The organism is Stenomitos rutilans (genome assembly GCF_059505485.1).
Genome location: NZ_JCACKR010000126.1, coordinates 1 through 15746 on the forward strand (window position 1 = coordinate 1; position 15746 = coordinate 15746).

Here is a 15746-nt window from a genome sequence, read left to right on the forward strand (position 1 = left end):
GGCGAATCAACTGCATCAAGTTTTTCATTTCCTTGTATGAAACCACCCTGCCCAAATTTGGGGGCTGGGGGGCTAGTTTTAGAGAATTTGCGTAAGTCCTGTTCAGGTACTTTGACCATTAACTAGCAACGGCTATCAGCAAAGCAATAAGGCAAGCACTGGTTGGTCGCCAAGTTCAACTCGCCGCCAGTTTACGAACGCTGTGTTAGCAGTCAAATCCTCAAAGATGTCAGGACAATTTTCTCTAAATTTCTCTGAATCGGGAACTTCAAGGATGAGTATTTCTCCTTTCTCGACTGTGATATGTGACATGCCGAGATCTGCATCATCAACATATGTCATACAGTCAATCCAGGCATTTCCATTTGCTCCGTAGTAGTCTGGGAACCCAAATGTTTTCTTGAATACTTGGTGAAAAGATTGCCAATCTCTGATGCTGTTTGTATCGATACGAATCAGCTTCATCTAACAGCACCTTCATAACACTGCATTGAATTTTTCTCGTGATTATTCAATTAATCCTGGTGGCGGGGTGATTTCGATACGGCGCTGCTGTAAATCAACGACAGGCACGATCGGTTTCACAAAGGGAATTAACACCGTTGGCGCGTTCTTGTCTGTAACTTGTGCGGCACGCTGTACTTCTAAGATATCGTTGCCCGCCTGGATGATGCTGCTTACGGTACCAACCAGTGCTTGCGTTGCCTGATCAAAGACTGGTAGCCCAATCAAATCCAGCACATGAAATTCGCCCTCTTCTAAGGGGGGGCGATCGCGTTCTGGCACAAGCAGGTAGCAGTCTCGCAATGCTTCAGCTTGGGTGCGATCGGTCACGCCAGCAAATTGCACGACGTACAGCCCTTTGCCATCCAGATAGCGTCCACGCACTAGCTCAATGGGTTCTGGGGATGAGGCGGACGATCGCACCAGCCAGCGTGTTCCTGGATCTAAAAAGCGTTCTGGGAAGTCTGATTCTGGATACACACGCACTTCACCCTTCATGCCTTGAGCCGCGACGATTTTACCGATAGGAAGGTAGTGCGGGGTGTGGGGTGTGAAGCGTGGGGTGTGGGGTGTGGACTTTTTATCGTCTGCTTTTTGCCGCTTGCTTTCTGCCTTTTGCTTGCGAGCTTTTGCTTTTTGCCTAGTGCTGTCTGGTGCGACGGGTTCTTTGTTTTCAGACGTGCGATCGCTCACATTGCCACCACTGGTTGCTGTTGACTTGCCGACTGCTGATACACACGCTCGACGACGGTGGCTAGCCGTTTCATCGCGGTTTCAAGCTCCTGGTCATTCCCTGTGAGGCTGATGCGAAGGCATTGACGGGTGTGTTCCCACTCGCCGCGCAAGCCAGGGAAGAACGAGCTACCGGGCACTGCAATCACGCCAACTTGTTTCAATTCCTGGTAAAACTCCCAATCAGTCATGGGCAAGTCTTTGAGCCACAGCCAGGTGAAAATGGCCCCCTCACCGCGATGGAGGAACCAGGAGACATCTGGCATGGCCTGGTCGAGCGTGGCTTCAACAATGCGAACTTTGGCCTGGTAGAAGGGACGAATCACGTTGGCGGCAATGTCTGCCAGCGCACCAGAACGGATAGCGCGGGCGGCGATCGCTTGCCCATAGCGGGGAGAATGGATGCACATGTTGGTTTGGAAACACTCCAGCACTTGGATGAGTTGTTCGTCGCCGATCGCAATACCAATGCGTTCCCCAGGCAAGCCAGCTTTTGAAAGGCTCATGCAGTGCAGAATGTTTTCGCCAAAGAGCGGGGTCATTTCAGTAAAGTTGAGCGCTGGAAACGGTGGTGCGTAGGCAGAATCGATCAGCACTGGCACATTGTAGGGAGCTGCCAGTGCGGCAATTTTCTGCACCTCATCATCGGTGAGCACATTGCCCGTTGGGTTGCAGGGACGGGAAAACAGTACACAGCCTGTATCGTCGCCAAGTTCAAGCTGACCAAAATCGGGTCGATATTTGAAGCGATGTGCAGCAGCATCAATGTCTAGCGCAGGCTTATAGGCAAACAGCGATTCTGGTGTGAGTGTAACCCCCCCATATCCTGTATAGTCAGGGCTGAGCGGTAAGACAATTTTTTTCAGTGTGCCGTCAACGGCATAGCCACCAAAGGCGTTAGCGGCGTAGAAATAAAGGCTTTGACTTCCGGGTGTGATGAGCACATTACGCTCGGTGAGGTGCAACCCGTAGCGGTGATTGAAATCATCGACCACTGCATCAATCAGCGGTTGATATCCCTGGCTGGCACCGTAACGACAAACAACTTCGCCATATTCAGTGCTTGCAAGCAGGCCAGCAGTACAGTCCCGCCAAAGTTGTTCGACCTCAGGCAAAATCAGCGGATTGCCCGCGCTCAGATTGATAAATTCTTTGCCTGCGCCCGATCGCAGTGTTTCCACGATATCTTTCATGATCGCCCGCACTCCCGTGAGGCGAGACATATCGTTGCCAAGTTGCGTAAGGGCAGGCTTCATAAGGTGTATGTGAGGTACATAAGCGTTAATTTTATATCCTACCGAATTGCATGTACGGCGTGTCAGATTGATCGGGACAGGCAGTCACGACTCCAATCCCTTTGATGACCCATGAGCATTGCCACTAGATTGCCGTCGCACCAACTCAATCGCCAAGGAGTGCTGCTTGTCGAGCACCGTATCGTCAAACATCGGCAGCCGCTTGCACTCTGAACAACCTGACTGGCGACGTTCTCCCACACCAAACGAGAGGTGATTGTCTCTCCTCCTAGGTACCGATTGCTCTGGTCACAGAAACACCGCTCACTGTGGTCGGCGAAGTTGGTCAAGGTAGAGTTGACTTGGCTCACGAGCAAAGATGGACAGTAATCTAGCCGAGATCACAGAGTCTTTCATACCTTGACTGTAGCGAGTTTTCGTTCGCTTGCAGTGTCCCTCTCTCTGCGCTCTGCATAAGTCCTATTTAGTTGAAATCAGTTTACAGTGAGGCAATGAATCTGTGAACGAATGCATGCGTGTAAGGAGAACCGATCTAATGATGCGATTTCGTTGGTTTGCGAGCAGTGCGATCGCGGTAGTCCTGATTGTTATCCTCAATCAACAGACTGTTGCGCAAACGAAGACTCGAAGTGGCGTGCTGTTACTTAATCAAGTGAGAGAACTGTCTACACGTTCTACCACACTTTCTGGCGGTAAACTGGCGGACTTGCAAACCGATCCCAACTTCGCTGGGGCCACCTTTCAAACGATCGTGGACGATGCTGCAACCATTCTTGATAACTATATCGTTGTCAGACGGGGAGGTTATTTCCCTGAAAACCGAAACATTCCACGTGAGCGTCAATTAACCGTTGTTGAAGCGGTGTATCGCATTTACAGCCTGCCCAGTGGCAATGAACTCTTTCTGTATCGCACCCCGACTGAAAATACATCAGAGTATTTTATCCGTAGAAAAAGCTGATTCTTAAAGTAATGGACAGATGTTCTTAACATCAGTTTTTAGGATAATTGCTTACATGCCTGGTTAGGTGGCCTGTCATTTAGTCGCAGGAACGTTATGTTTAGCCTTGAGCTCTCAATTGTAGAAACAAAAGCAACGCACTATGTCTGAATCGTTTTCACCCCAAATTAGCGATCGCATCTGTCGTCACATGAACGAAGACCATGCAGAAGCAGTTTTGCTCTATGCCAAAGTCTTTGGTGAAGCCACTGCCGCAACCGCCGCAGAAATGGTCGCGATCGACGCCAATGGTATGGACTTACTCACTCAGTTAAACGGCACGCCAACCTCAATCCGCATTGGGTTTGATCACGTTTTACAAGATGCAGAGGATGCTCATCACACGCTCATTGACATGGTGAAGCAAGCGCGGCAAGCAGGAAAATAAAAGGACGAATAACATGCGGCAATGGATGGTATTGCGTCGCTGGCGGACGTTGTGGTTAGTCGCTGCGTTTGTCAGCGCGATCGCGCTGACAAACTGCACAGGCGGCAACCAGGAAACTTCATCAACGTCTGGCGGCACCTCTCCTTCAGCCCCATCGAGTGCGCTGGTTTATGGCTCGGTTGGGCAACCAGTCAATCTTGAACCAGGCAACATCACCGATGGCAATTCCATCATTGTGCAAGACCAACTCTACGATCGCCTCATCACCTTCAAACCCGGCACCACAGATCTAGAGCCATCTCTTGCTACAGCGTGGTCGGTTGCTGATGGTACAACCTGGACGTTTAAGCTGCGAGCGGGCATCAAATTCCACGATGGAACAGCCTTTGATGCCGACGCCGTAAAGTTCAACGTTGAGCGCTGGTGGGACCCTCAGCATCCGCAGGGCTATCGCGACGCAGGTAAGCTCTACGAAATCTGGGGAGCCTTATTTGGCGGCTTTAAGGGTAGCCCAAATTCGCTACTACAAAGCGTCACGGTAATTGATCCGACAACGGTGCAATTTAAGCTCAAGCAACCATTCGCGGGCTTTCCAAATGCGATCGCCTCCGGTTTCTTCGGCATTGCCAGCCCAACAGCGATCAAAAAAGCAGGCGCACGCTACGGCACCCCAAGTACCCTCGCTGTGGGGACAGGTCCATTTGTGTTCAAGGAATGGCGAACGGGCGATCGCATTGTTCTAGAGAAAAATTCCACTTACTGGCGCGCTGGGTTTCCGAAAGTCAATCAGGTCGTGATTCGGTTCATTACCGATCCAGCAGCACGGCTGGCACAACTACGAGCGGGGCAAATCGATTTTACAGTAGACCTTGCTCCAGACCAGAAGAAAGAGGTGGAAAGCGATCCAGATCTGGATACCGTTCTTCGTCCATCCTTCAATGTTGGCTTTTTGGCACTCAATCCTGGTTACAAGCCCTTATCTAATGTGCGGGTGCGGCAAGCGATCGCCTACGCCCTTAATCGCCCCGCGATCGTCAAAGCATTTTGGGGTGACTTAGGGCAAAGTGATGCCCACTTTACGCCTCCTACTCTTGCCTGGTCGCAAGACTCAACGTTGGTTGCTTATCCTTTTGATCCTACCAAAGCCAGGCAGCTACTAGCAGAAGCTGGCTACCCCAACGGGTTTAACCTCGATCTGTGGTATCCCCCACCTCGCCCCTATTATCCAACGCCAAAGCCAATTGCAGAGGCATTTGCAGCCGACCTCAGCGCGATCGGTATTCGAGTGTCGCTGCAAACGAAAGATTGGGCGGCATATCAGGCTGATCGGCTCAAATCCCCTGGCTACCAATCGTTTATGTTGGGTTGGACTGGCGATTATGGCGATCCTGACAACTTTCTCTATTACCACTTTGGAGCCAATAGTACGGCTGACTTGGGTAATTGGAAAAACGATCAACTCTTTCAGCGACTCGATCAAGCAAGGAAAACCAGCGATCAAGCTGCTAGAGCCAAACTGTATGCTCAAGTCGATGCAGTTTTGCATCGTGAAGTGCTACGTCTGCCGATCGTTCATTCTCAACCGTTGCTGGCAAAACGAAAGACAATCGATGGTTGGACACCCAGTCCTCTTGGTTCAGAACCTTTTGATGCAATCATCAAGAAGAGGTAGTGCCTTTAACCAGAATTTACAGCCAGGAGTATTAATGCAGCTGCGATCGAGGTTGCCTAATAGCGCCAATCTTTCCGATCGTACCTTTCGCTGTCGAAGCCTTCTCTACAGGCAGGCGTAGATAGCGGCTCAAAGGCTCTTCCTTTCGCTAGACAGTCGTATCTTACTCCCGGTAGTTCGGTTGGAGCTAGCGGACTGAGTATTGTTAGGATACGGCTATAGCGTCAGTCAAGTGGGTAATCCATAGGCCTTTCGCATCTTATATGAGCTTTTCATAGGGCTAGCCGTTTTTCTGAAAAATTACAGTTTAAGGTTTGCGGTTCGACACAGCTAGGTATAACTCGCTCGTTAGTTTCAGACGTTGGGTAGCCTCTGCAAGGAGCGTTTACAGGCAAGTCATTTTAGCGTCGAGGGTAAGCTGTCGGCCGATCAGTTAAGCGCATTGGTTACGTTCACATTCATCAAGCTATAGGAGCTAAAAATGAACATTATTGCTTGGATCGTTTTAGGTTTGATTGCGGGCGCGATTGCAAAGGCGATCTATCCTGGCGCTCAAGGTGGTGGCATTCTGTCCACGATGGTTTTGGGTATCGTTGGTGCATTTATTGGTGGCGCAGTGGTAAGTCTTTTGACCACAGGTACGTTATCGCTGGCGGGTGCTAGCCTCAGCATTCCCGGTATTATCGTGGCTGTTCTTGGCGCAATCATTGCAATCTTCTTGTACTACCAGTTCTCCAGCCGCGCCTACTAGGACTCTCAGGCACATAATCGGTGGCTGTTGTTAAATCGGTAGCAGCAGTACACTGCAAATGAAGCCTTTATGATGGAACATGGCCTCTGCTTACGTAGAGGCTTTTTTGTACTTTTGTCTTTTACCTCCTTAAACAGGGGTAAGGCAATGCCTTGCTCCTACAGAATGTGTCGCGTTTTCAATTTAATTTGGTATCCCCTGTCTACAGCACCGCGATCGCATCTATGTCTGAAGCAAAGATTCTGATTTGGTATCGTAATGATCTGAGACTGCATGACCACGAACCGTTGAACCGGGCAGTAGAGCAAGCACGAACGGAAGGGTCACAACTTTTGCCCTTCTATTGTTTCGATCCACGGCAGTTTGGGCAGACATCCTTTGGTTTTCCTAAAACGGGGGCTTTTCGCGCCCAGTTTTTGCTAGAGAGTCTTGCTGATTTGCGTCGATCGCTCCGGGCGATTAACAGCGATCTCGTCATGCAGCAGGGCCTACCAGAAGTGATTATTCCCAACCTGGTGCAGCAACTTGGAATTACAGCGGTCTACCATTACCGTGAGGTCACTTCTGAGGAAACTAAAGTTGAAACAGCGCTGCATCACGCGTTGGAGCTGATGGGCGTGGAGTACGCTTCCTTTTGGGGACAGACCCTCTTTCACCCTGACAACCTTCCGTTTGAGTTGAGCCAGCTACCAGAGCTATTTACCCACTTTCGCAAGCAGGTAGAGCAACAATCTACGGTCAATCCAACTTTTGGATCGCCCACGCAGCTTCCTCAGTTGCCAGAGATCGAAGCGGGGAAAATGCCCACGCTGGCAGATCTGGAGTTAGAACTGCCTGTGCTCGACGCTCGAGCCGCCTTCGTGTTTCAAGGTGGCGAAACCAGTGGACTCGCCAGGGTGAACCGCTACTTTTGGCAGCACGATCGCCTGAAAACCTACAAAGAAACGCGCAACGGGATGTTAGGAGCCGACTACTCCTCTAAATTTTCACCCTGGCTGTCGTTAGGATGTCTCTCGCCGCGCTACCTCTACGAGCAGGTGCAGCAGTATGAAGCAGAGCGGGTGCGGAACGACTCAACGTACTGGCTGATTTTTGAGTTGTTGTGGCGAGACTATTTTCGCTTCATCTGTGCCAAGCACGGCGATCGCATCTTCCGTCGATCGGGTTTACAGGGTATTGATATCGCCTGGAAAGAAGACTGGCAGCGTTTCGATCGCTGGCGGGAAGGCACTACAGGCTTTCCGTTGGTCGATGCCAACATGCAAGAACTTGCCGTCACAGGCTTTATGTCCAATCGGGGACGGCAGAATGTTGCTAGCTTTCTCACCAAAAATTTAGGCATTGACTGGCGCATGGGCGCAGAGTGGTTTGAGTCTCTACTGCTCGACTATGACGTGTGCAGCAATTGGGGCAACTGGAACTACACCGCTGGCGTGGGCAGCGATGCTCGTGGCTTCCGGTTTTTTAACATCCTCAAGCAGTCGAAAGACTACGATCCTGAAGGTCGCTATGTAAAACACTGGCTGCCAGCACTGAGTCAAATTCCCGCCAGCAAGGTTCATGAACCCTGGAAGCTTCTTCCCGTAGAGCAGCAGCGCTTTGGCATCAGGATGGGTGTGGACTACCCCAACCCCATTGTGGACTTGCTTAAATCCGCAGCCGCTAATGAGACTGTCTACAATGCGGCCCTTAAGGCAAAGTAGCTGGACGAACACGATCGCCCCTATGCCATGCAGCTCCTTTACGCCGCGATCGGTGCTGCGGTTTGTGGCGGTTCAGAAAACGACAGACCAACACCAGCTAGAGCGGTGCTGCTGTCAACCAGCTCAAAAACCTGATCCAGTTGAGTTAGCTCAAAGATGATCCTGATCGACGCAGGAAGGTTGCAAATCAGGAGGCGGCAATGATTTGCCTGTGCCAAACTCAGCGTTTTGACTAACGCTAACCGTCCAGCACTATCAATAAACTCCACATGAGCCATATCAATCAGCCATAAGCTACCTTGCTCAGGTTCGATCGCAGCAATCTGTCGCTGGAGACCAACACCTCCCATTAAATCTAGACGGTGCGGCGGCTGAAGTCGAACAACCTTTTTCTGATGGACAAGCGTCTCATGATCCGGTGTCATAGCTGTACAACCTGGCAATGTAGAGTGATTAAAAACGTAGTTAGACCTTTAGCGCTGCTTTTCAACGATTAAAGGCAATAAAGCATCTGGCGGCTCATCATTTATTGCTAAGCCCAGAACCGTTTTAGGTAAGTTTGAGAAAACGTCTCTCAAAGCGGCCTCTGCCTAAGCTTATTTACTTACCTCTGTTATTTGCTCAATATAGAAAACTAAGCTTATCCTGCCTGTCTAGATGACATCACTTCATAAAGTCTTCATCAGCTTGGTCATTGAAGCCGATCTTTCATCAATTTTTGAGTTTGGGCAGCAAATGGGGTATGCTGCCATACTTGGCTTTAAGACAAGTGTGCAGAGTCAGCGGGCTTTAAGGCTCTTTAGGGTTAAAACACCGTCATTGACAGATTTCCAGAAAGCGCGTCAAGATTGATATAGAATGACGTTTACAGCCGCATTGCATGTCACTGGATTTTGTCTCGGTAGAGAAGATTGAAGCAATCGCACAGCAGTACGGCTATTGGGCAGTCTTTTTAGGAATCTTTCTAGAAAGTTTAGGGTTGCCCATTCCCGGAGAAACTGTGACTCTGGCTGGTGGGTTTTTGGCTGGTAATGACCAGTTGAACTATTGGTACGTGCTGGTCGATGCTGCCCTGGGCGCGGTGATCGGGGGCAATGTCGGCTACTGGATCGGCAGACGCGGTGGTTGGCCCCTCTTGCTAAAGGTGGGGCGCATTTTTCGCGTTGGCGAAGAGCGGTTAGATGGGCTAAAGCGCCAGTTTAGTGAAAACGCTGCTAAAACTGTTTTTCTGGGTCGCTTTATTGCCCTTTTGCGCACGTTTGCGAGTCCGTTAGCTGGCATTGTACAAATGCCTTACTTGCAGTTTACCGTTTACAACACGTTGGGTGCGTTTACCTGGGCTTCGGTCGTGGTGACGCTGTCGTACTTTGCCGGGCAGTTTGTACCGTTAGAGAAAATGGTTGCGTGGGCGGGGCAATTTGCTTTCGTGATGCTATTCATTGCGATCGCCTGGATTGTAGTTCCTCTCTGGCTTGAGTCACGCAAAGTGAAGGAGCTTGTGAAGGATGACGTGCAGCCAGATGATCAGCCTGCTAGCGGTTTGTAGTCATGCACGTGCATACGTTAGCGGACGAGGGAGCGGGTGTTGATGCCTGCGATTAATGAAATCAATGGTTCTCAGGCTTGCCAAGTGGCTACGCTTAGCCGTTCAATGACAGCTAGGCTCTCTACAACACTTTTGGCATGTCTTTTCGTGCAACGATCGCTCAACTAAGCGCAGTTCTGAAGGTTACACCGCTGAACCAAACAGCTACAACGCTGGAATCGATCGCAGCTGGGTTAACGACAGACACTCGCGCCCTTCAGGCAGGCGAAGTCTTTTTAGCTCTGCGAGGCGAAACCTTTGATGGTCATGCGTTTGTCTCGCAAGCTGCCGCAAAGGGGGCGATTGCCGCCATTGTAGACGAGCGCTTCCTCTCTAATGCCCAAGATGCCACCAGACAAGGGCTACAAATTCCCCTCCTGCCCGTTGCCGATACGTTGCAGGCGTACCAAGCGATCGGGCAATGGTGGCGAAGTCAGTTCACCATTCCCATCATCGCGATTACAGGGTCGGTTGGCAAAACCACGACCAAAGAACTTATTGCCGCCGTACTTTCGCTTCACGGGACGGTGCTCAAAACGCAGGCTAATTACAATAACGAAATTGGTGTGCCCAAAACGCTGCTGGAATTAGGTTCAGAACATGACTTTGCGGTAATCGAGATGGGAATGCGCGCGCGGGGCGAGATTGCCCTGCTAACCCAGCTCGCCTGTCCTGATATTGGGGTGATTACAAACGTTGGGACGGCGCATATCGGACGCTTAGGCTCTGAATTGGCGATCGCTCAGGCGAAGTGTGAGCTTTTAGCCACCATGCCTTCTACCAGCACCGCGATTCTCAATCAGGATCTTTCTCTGTTGTTAGAAACGGCTGCTACCGTCTGGCAGGGCAAAACTATTACTTATGGCCTCGAAGGCGGCGACCTGCACGGACAGGTGCTTGACCTGGAAACTGTGGTCGTTGACGCATGGAAATTTCCGCTGCCGTTGAGTGGTCGGCACAATGCTCTCAACTATCTGGCAACTCTCGCTGTGGCAAAAGCACTTGGCCTCGACTGGTCGCCATTGGAGCAGGGCATTAGCATTGATTTACCCAGTGGTCGCGCTAAACGCTACGAGTTGCCTAACGATGTTGTGCTGCTGGATGAAACCTATAACGCAGGATTGGAATCCATGCTGGCAGCCCTTCAGTTGCTCGCCCAGACCTCCGGAGCACGTCGTATTGCTGTACTGGGTACGATGAAAGAGCTAGGAGATCGATCACCTGAATTCCACCATCGTGTTGGAGTGGCTGCGAGAGAGCTACACCTTGATCGCGTGCTCATTCTGGCTGAACCTGCCGAAGCGAAGGCAATGGCAGCAGGCGCAACACCTTTAGCGTCAGAATGCTTTTCTAGCCATGAAGCGGTCGTTGATCGGCTGTTAATGCTGGTGCAACCGGGCGATCGTCTCCTCTTCAAAGCCTCACGTGCAGTTGGACTTGATCAGGTGGTACAGCAGTTTCGCGATCATCAGTCTTAGCCTGTTGCTTAAAGTCGTGGCAGGATTTAAGTCTAGTTTTGACGACTGAAGGGTGTGGCTTTAAGTCGTGTGGTGCTTGACCGCAGAGACACAGAGGACGCGGAGAAAATTCTTGGCGCTGTCTGTACCTCTAAGGTCAGGTCTTGATAGCATTTAAGGCTCATTCCTAACGGCTGACGATAAACCCTTCTAACAACTAATTCACCTTTTCGACCAAGCGGGATGAGCCAGCAACGAAGCAATGACTCGGACTCCACGGAGTTGGTTTGATAGCGGCAAGTGGCCCTTCGGTGCGGTTAAATCCCAGGTGAATTCTTGCGGATAGCGAGTCCACGCATTACCTGTGCGCCAGCCAATCTTTGACCAAAGCTGATCCCAGTTTTTGCCTACGCTGAGCCAAAGCTCGCGCTGGACAGAAAAGCCAAACTTACCCTCAGAGTGTGCTAGCCACAATGCATTCAACGTATATAAATCGGTTGCCGGAAATTGATCGACCTCTGTGAAATACAGCCACTTACGTTGCACAGCAGCCGTACCAACAGCTTCACACATTTTTTGTAAGGTGAGCTGATCTGCCGATTGAAATTTTTGTTCAGCTAGCAGCTTTTGCAAGGGGGCATAATCAACGCCTGCATCCGAGTGCAACGGTACAACGCCTTGAGGAAACTGAGTCTGCAGAAATGCCGTCGTGGCAGGGGAGTCTGCGCGATATAAGGCTTGATATGCCGTGCCCACGATCGCCAGGGACAGCGTATTCTCCGCCATTGGAGCGCTGGCATTTTCAGAGGTGGAAACCGCAGACAACTGGTAGTCAACCAGAAACCGCATCAGAGCTGCCAGTCCTGCTTCATCGGCGGTAGCCAGGGTTTGAATGGCCTGAACCTGATTTTTGGCAGGGGTCGCTTTCAATTTGAGGTAGAGAGACTCGATTGCCTCTGCATCATCACTTAACGGCGCAGCGATAAGATTGCCAGTAGAATCAGCCATCCTTCCATCCAGTCCACAAAGCACTAGATACTAACGTTAGCAGGTCTGAAGCACGTCTTTAAAGCTTACTCGCTTAAAGCTTCGCTTGGCCGGTCGTTAGAATACGGTTCACGATCGCAGAGGTAGAGCTGGGCACTTCGATTTGAATCAACTCGACGCGACCACCATAGGACTGCACGATCGCCGCTTCTGGAAGCGTTTCGATCTTGTAATCGCCACCCTTGGCATAGATATCTGGTTGAAGGGCCATAATCAATTCACTGGCCGTTGTTTCAGCAAAAATCACGACCCCATCCACAGCCCTAAGTGCGGCGAGTACCTCTGCCCGCTGCTGTTCAGGCACAATGGGTCGAGGCGGCAGGCCGATCGCTTGTGGCTTGATAGCCTGCACCGAGCGATCGCTGTTAACGCCAACGACTAGGGTTCTACCGAGGCTTTTCGCAACCTGTAAATAACGCACATGCCCTGCATGAAGAAGGTCGAAACAGCCATTTGTAAACACTAACGGTCGCCAGCGCTGTGGGTCAGCCGCGATCGACGCTTGCAGTACCTTGAGTGTATAGGAGCTAGAAGGCATAGGGAAAGGCTAAAGGCTGAAGGCTGAAGAATAAAAACGTTTAGCCCTTATCCTTTAGCCCTCTGTATTTAGCTTACAGCGATTTAGTCGTCTCCAGACACGCTCTCTATGGGCAGCTTGTACCCCCGCTCAAAGGCAAAGCGAACGAGCTGCGATCGGTTCTCTAACTGTAATTTGCTCAGAATGTTGCTTAAATGCGTCTGCACGGTGCGAGGGCTGACAAACAGGCGATCGCCAATTTGCTTGTTGGTAAATCCCTGGATCACCTCCCAAAACACCTTTTCTTCGGCAGGGGTAAGCGGTAGGGGGCTTGGTGGTGTTGCTACCTGCCCATTTACCGCTATACCGCTGCTCTCACGCTGCATCAGCAACACAATTTCGCTATGGATACGGCGCGATCGCTCCAGCTGTGATTCGATTTTTGCCAGCAGTTCTCTGGGTTCAAACGGTTTAATCAAATAGTCATCTGCGCCAATGGAGTGCCCCTGCACCCGATCTTCTACTTCTCCTTTGCTAGAAAGAAAAATGAAGGGTACAAGCTGCCCTAAGCGAATCGATCGAAGGCGACGGCAAAATTCAAACCCATCCATCTCAGGCATCATGACATCTGAGACCACCAAATCTGGAGGGTCTTGCTCAAATAGCTGAAGCGCTTCCATGCCTGACGCTACATCTTGTGTCAGGTAGCCTCGCTTCTCCAAATAGCGTGTTAGTGCCATCCGAAGTGTTGCGTCATCATCAACCACTAGAACTTTCTTCATCTAGTTTCCTATGGCAGTAGTACAGGATACATCAAAAGAAACGCTCTGGGCCTATCTAGACAGACATTGTTTCGTCGAAATAGATCGTTCAGGTAAGCATTGTAGAGGCACGCAGTTGAAAGCATTGTTAAGCCTTGGAAATCGGTGCTTTAAGGTGGGTTGTCTACTTTTCTGTGACAATGCGACGGACAACGGTTTTGTATAGTAGTTTGCCCATCTAAGGAGACGAACTGCCATACAGTCATGACACCGTTGATGTATTTTGGCGTACAAGCGAGTCTAATCACGCCGATTGGCTGATCAAAGTTCAGCTATTCTTTCGTTTCTATCTTAGAGTTCCCGGAGTTTTTTGAACAAACCAATATTGCAATAAAATTTACAAGCAAAATTTGTGGGTGCTATCCGTTTGTTAATAACTTGAGTCCCAAGTGCTCGATCGCCCTGTCATTCAAGGTGATCCCTTCTTCTCACAATATCCTTTTTAGAGAGTCTTTGGATACAACTTTGAGACTCACTAGCCGCTGCGAGTGAAGGTGTCCGGTTGCTGCATCCGTTCACAGCAATTCGGCGTGATCACCGCGATCGCACAGGTAGTCAGATGCACTACAAACATGTTCAGCCATTGGGCTATTCTAACCACAATGAATTAGCTGAGTGGTGCTGCTCGTACCGCGTTAGTTTGTTGATTACCGGAAGGTGATGCAGTGCCGCAACACACGTATAGGAGTGACTGTACATGACCTATGACAAAATTTCTCCCCCCACTACGGGAGCCAAAATTACCTTCCAAAACGGTGAACCCAGTGTTCCAGATACCCCCATCATTCCTTATATTCGTGGCGACGGCACGGGTATTGACCTCTGGCCCGCCTCCCAGAGAGTTTTTGATGCAGCTGTAGAAAAAGCTTATGGCGGCAAACGCCAAATTAGCTGGTTCAAAATTTTCGTAGGCGATGAGGCTTGTGATGTTTATGGCACCTATCAGTATTTGCCTGAGGATTCGCTAGCCGCGATTAAAGAGTACGGTGTGGCAATCAAAGGGCCATTAACCACCCCGATCGGCGGTGGGATTCGATCGCTCAATGTGGCTCTTCGCCAAATTTTTGACCTCTATGCCTGCGTACGCCCCTGCAAATACTACGCGGGTACGCCCTCGCCCCATCGCACACCCGAAAAGCTGGATGTCATTATCTATCGGGAAAACACAGAAGACATTTATCTCGGCATTGAGTGGAAACAGGGCAGCGAAATGGCTGATCGGCTCATCAAGTTCCTCAACGAAGACCTCATCCCCTCTACGCCTGAACACGGCAAGAAGCAGATCCCCCTGGATGCAGGCATTGGCATTAAGCCCATTAGCAAGAAAGGTTCTCAACGCCTAGTCCGTCGTGCGATGAAGCATGCGCTACGTCTGCCAAAAGCCAAGCAGATGGTCACGCTGGTGCACAAGGGCAACATCATGAAGTATACCGAAGGAGCTTTCCGCGATTGGGGCTATGAGTTGGTAACGACTGAATTTCGTGATGAATGCGTAACCGAGCGCGAATCCTGGATTTTGGGCAACAAAGAACGCAAGCCAGACCTTTCCCTTGAAGATAACGCTCGCCAGATCGACCCCGGCTACGATGCACTGACGGCTGACAAAAAAGAAAAAATCTGTGCGGAAGTGAAAGAAGTGCTGGAAACCATTTGGGACTCGCACGGCAGTGGACAGTGGAAAGAGAAGGTGATGGTGAACGATCGCATCGCTGACAGTATCTTTCAGCAGATTCAGACACGACCGGATGAATATTCCATTTTGGCGACGATGAACCTGAATGGTGACTACCTCTCTGATGCCGCCGCCGCGATCGTCGGGGGGTTGGGTATGGGGCCAGGCGCTAACATTGGCGACGAATGCGCCGTTTTTGAAGCGACTCACGGTACCGCACCCAAACACGCCGGACTCGATCGCGTAAACCCCGGTTCCCTCATTCTGTCGGGGGTCATGATGCTGGAATATATGGGCTGGCAAGAAGCGGCGGACTTGATTACGAAGGGGATTAGTGCGGCGATCGCTAACCGCGAAGTCACCTACGATCTTGCCCGGATGATGGAGCCACCCGTCGAGCCACCGTTGAAGTGCTCGGAGTTTGCCGAGGCGATCATTCGACACTTTTAGAGGTTGAGTGTGAGGAGCGAGAAGTCAGGGAGGAAGGTGGCTTGTAAGTATCACTACACGTCCTAAAGTTAGTGGCTCTGATTATAGAGGCACTAACTTACCCCTGAATGAAGGACACGTTTTCATTAGGGTCTCTACGTCCACAGTAAAAAGTATTGGTACTATTCGCTGGGTCAAAGCTGATAATCTCT

The 15746-nt window shown here is 50.6% G+C and carries 17 protein-coding genes; 9 read left to right on the plus strand and 8 right to left on the minus strand.

Features of this window, described 5'->3' with window-relative positions:
* Window positions 1-135: 135 nt before the first annotated feature.
* Genes AC5JLP_RS26820 through AC5JLP_RS26830 form a run of 3 tightly spaced genes read right to left on the minus strand, consistent with a single transcriptional unit; the run spans window position 136 to window position 2492 of the window.
* Window positions 136-465, minus strand: a complete 330-nt coding sequence (locus tag AC5JLP_RS26820) for a barstar family protein (protein ID WP_496070903.1) — start codon at window positions 463-465, stop codon at window positions 136-138.
* A 42-nt stretch (window positions 466-507) separates the two neighbouring features.
* Entirely contained in the window at window positions 508-1197 is a 690-nt protein-coding gene (gene rimM, locus AC5JLP_RS26825; RefSeq protein ID WP_496070904.1) for a ribosome maturation factor RimM, read from the minus strand.
* Window positions 1194-2492: a valine--pyruvate transaminase gene (locus AC5JLP_RS26830; RefSeq protein ID WP_496070905.1), complete on the minus strand. Its 1299-nt coding sequence runs from the start codon at window positions 2490-2492 to the stop codon at window positions 1194-1196. Before AC5JLP_RS26830 ends, rimM begins: the two co-directional genes overlap by 4 nt.
* A 535-nt stretch (window positions 2493-3027) precedes the next feature.
* Between AC5JLP_RS26830 and AC5JLP_RS26835 the strand changes: the two genes are divergently transcribed.
* From AC5JLP_RS26835 to AC5JLP_RS26855, 5 genes are all read left to right on the plus strand, one after another.
* Complete coding sequence (locus AC5JLP_RS26835) at window positions 3028-3453, plus strand: hypothetical protein (RefSeq protein ID WP_496070906.1); 426 nt, start codon at window positions 3028-3030, stop codon at window positions 3451-3453.
* Between the two features lie 142 nt (window positions 3454-3595).
* Window positions 3596-3880, plus strand: coding sequence for a DUF2470 domain-containing protein (locus tag AC5JLP_RS26840; protein ID WP_496070907.1), 285 nt, complete (start codon window positions 3596-3598; stop codon window positions 3878-3880).
* 13 nt (window positions 3881-3893) lie between these two features.
* Complete coding sequence (locus AC5JLP_RS26845; RefSeq protein WP_496070908.1) at window positions 3894-5552, plus strand: ABC transporter substrate-binding protein; 1659 nt, start codon at window positions 3894-3896, stop codon at window positions 5550-5552.
* A gap of 481 nt (window positions 5553-6033) precedes the next feature.
* Complete coding sequence (locus tag AC5JLP_RS26850) at window positions 6034-6303, plus strand: GlsB/YeaQ/YmgE family stress response membrane protein (protein WP_496070909.1); 270 nt, start codon at window positions 6034-6036, stop codon at window positions 6301-6303.
* A 167-nt stretch (window positions 6304-6470) separates the two neighbouring features.
* A complete protein-coding gene (locus AC5JLP_RS26855) occupies window positions 6471-8006 on the plus strand; it encodes a DASH family cryptochrome (RefSeq protein WP_496070910.1) in 1536 nt (511 codons plus the stop codon).
* A gap of 38 nt (window positions 8007-8044) precedes the next feature.
* Here AC5JLP_RS26855 and AC5JLP_RS26860 read toward each other — a convergent pair whose 3' ends face one another.
* Window positions 8045-8431 carry an STAS domain-containing protein gene (locus AC5JLP_RS26860; protein WP_496070911.1) on the minus strand — a complete coding sequence of 129 codons (387 nt, stop codon included), beginning with the start codon at window positions 8429-8431 and terminating at the stop codon, window positions 8045-8047.
* A 232-nt stretch (window positions 8432-8663) separates the two neighbouring features.
* On the opposite strand from AC5JLP_RS26860, the gene AC5JLP_RS26865 reads away from it, so the two are divergent.
* From AC5JLP_RS26865 to AC5JLP_RS26875, 3 genes are all read left to right on the plus strand, one after another.
* Window positions 8664-8858: a hypothetical protein gene (locus AC5JLP_RS26865; protein WP_496070912.1), complete on the plus strand. Its 195-nt coding sequence runs from the start codon at window positions 8664-8666 to the stop codon at window positions 8856-8858.
* A 28-nt stretch (window positions 8859-8886) separates the two neighbouring features.
* Window positions 8887-9552, plus strand: coding sequence for a DedA family protein (locus AC5JLP_RS26870; RefSeq protein ID WP_496070913.1), 666 nt, complete (start codon window positions 8887-8889; stop codon window positions 9550-9552).
* A 137-nt stretch (window positions 9553-9689) separates the two neighbouring features.
* Window positions 9690-11069: a UDP-N-acetylmuramoyl-tripeptide--D-alanyl-D-alanine ligase gene (locus AC5JLP_RS26875; RefSeq protein WP_496070914.1), complete on the plus strand. Its 1380-nt coding sequence runs from the start codon at window positions 9690-9692 to the stop codon at window positions 11067-11069.
* A 201-nt stretch (window positions 11070-11270) separates the two neighbouring features.
* On the opposite strand, the gene AC5JLP_RS26880 is transcribed toward AC5JLP_RS26875, so the two are convergent.
* The 4 genes from AC5JLP_RS26880 to AC5JLP_RS26895 all read right to left on the minus strand — a co-directional run bounded on the left by AC5JLP_RS26880 (window position 11271) and on the right by AC5JLP_RS26895 (window position 14034).
* Entirely contained in the window at window positions 11271-12056 is a 786-nt protein-coding gene (locus AC5JLP_RS26880) for a GUN4 N-terminal ARM-like repeat domain-containing protein (protein ID WP_496070915.1), read from the minus strand.
* 73 nt (window positions 12057-12129) lie between these two features.
* A complete protein-coding gene (rfaE2, locus tag AC5JLP_RS26885) occupies window positions 12130-12633 on the minus strand; it encodes a D-glycero-beta-D-manno-heptose 1-phosphate adenylyltransferase (RefSeq protein WP_496070916.1) in 504 nt (167 codons plus the stop codon).
* Window positions 12634-12716: 83 nt separating this feature from the next.
* Window positions 12717-13394, minus strand: coding sequence for a response regulator transcription factor (locus AC5JLP_RS26890; protein WP_496070917.1), 678 nt, complete (start codon window positions 13392-13394; stop codon window positions 12717-12719).
* A gap of 514 nt (window positions 13395-13908) precedes the next feature.
* A complete protein-coding gene (locus tag AC5JLP_RS26895; RefSeq protein ID WP_496070918.1) occupies window positions 13909-14034 on the minus strand; it encodes a hypothetical protein in 126 nt (41 codons plus the stop codon).
* Window positions 14035-14130: 96 nt separating this feature from the next.
* Between AC5JLP_RS26895 and AC5JLP_RS26900 the strand changes: the two genes are divergently transcribed.
* A complete protein-coding gene (locus tag AC5JLP_RS26900; RefSeq protein WP_496070919.1) occupies window positions 14131-15555 on the plus strand; it encodes an NADP-dependent isocitrate dehydrogenase in 1425 nt (474 codons plus the stop codon).
* Window positions 15556-15746: the final 191 nt, after the last annotated feature.

What these genes read in the sequence shown, in the direction of transcription:
- AC5JLP_RS26880 (WP_496070915.1), bottom strand. Translation starts at nt 12,056, where the DNA reads ATGGCTGATTCTACTGGCAATCTTATCGCTGCGCCGTTAAGTGATGAT.
- AC5JLP_RS26835 (WP_496070906.1), top strand. Translation starts at nt 3,028, where the DNA reads ATGATGCGATTTCGTTGGTTTGCGAGCAGTGCGATCGCGGTAGTCCTG.
- AC5JLP_RS26845 (WP_496070908.1), top strand. Translation starts at nt 3,894, where the DNA reads ATGCGGCAATGGATGGTATTGCGTCGCTGGCGGACGTTGTGGTTAGTC.
- AC5JLP_RS26820 (WP_496070903.1), bottom strand. Translation starts at nt 465, where the DNA reads ATGAAGCTGATTCGTATCGATACAAACAGCATCAGAGATTGGCAATCT.
- AC5JLP_RS26840 (WP_496070907.1), top strand. Translation starts at nt 3,596, where the DNA reads ATGTCTGAATCGTTTTCACCCCAAATTAGCGATCGCATCTGTCGTCAC.
- AC5JLP_RS26875 (WP_496070914.1), top strand. Translation starts at nt 9,690, where the DNA reads ATGTCTTTTCGTGCAACGATCGCTCAACTAAGCGCAGTTCTGAAGGTT.
- AC5JLP_RS26850 (WP_496070909.1), top strand. Translation starts at nt 6,034, where the DNA reads ATGAACATTATTGCTTGGATCGTTTTAGGTTTGATTGCGGGCGCGATT.
- AC5JLP_RS26830 (WP_496070905.1), bottom strand. Translation starts at nt 2,492, where the DNA reads ATGAAGCCTGCCCTTACGCAACTTGGCAACGATATGTCTCGCCTCACG.
- rfaE2 (WP_496070916.1), bottom strand. Translation starts at nt 12,633, where the DNA reads ATGCCTTCTAGCTCCTATACACTCAAGGTACTGCAAGCGTCGATCGCG.
- AC5JLP_RS26890 (WP_496070917.1), bottom strand. Translation starts at nt 13,394, where the DNA reads ATGAAGAAAGTTCTAGTGGTTGATGATGACGCAACACTTCGGATGGCA.
- AC5JLP_RS26860 (WP_496070911.1), bottom strand. Translation starts at nt 8,431, where the DNA reads ATGACACCGGATCATGAGACGCTTGTCCATCAGAAAAAGGTTGTTCGA.
- AC5JLP_RS26900 (WP_496070919.1), top strand. Translation starts at nt 14,131, where the DNA reads ATGACCTATGACAAAATTTCTCCCCCCACTACGGGAGCCAAAATTACC.
- AC5JLP_RS26865 (WP_496070912.1), top strand. Translation starts at nt 8,664, where the DNA reads ATGACATCACTTCATAAAGTCTTCATCAGCTTGGTCATTGAAGCCGAT.
- AC5JLP_RS26870 (WP_496070913.1), top strand. Translation starts at nt 8,887, where the DNA reads ATGTCACTGGATTTTGTCTCGGTAGAGAAGATTGAAGCAATCGCACAG.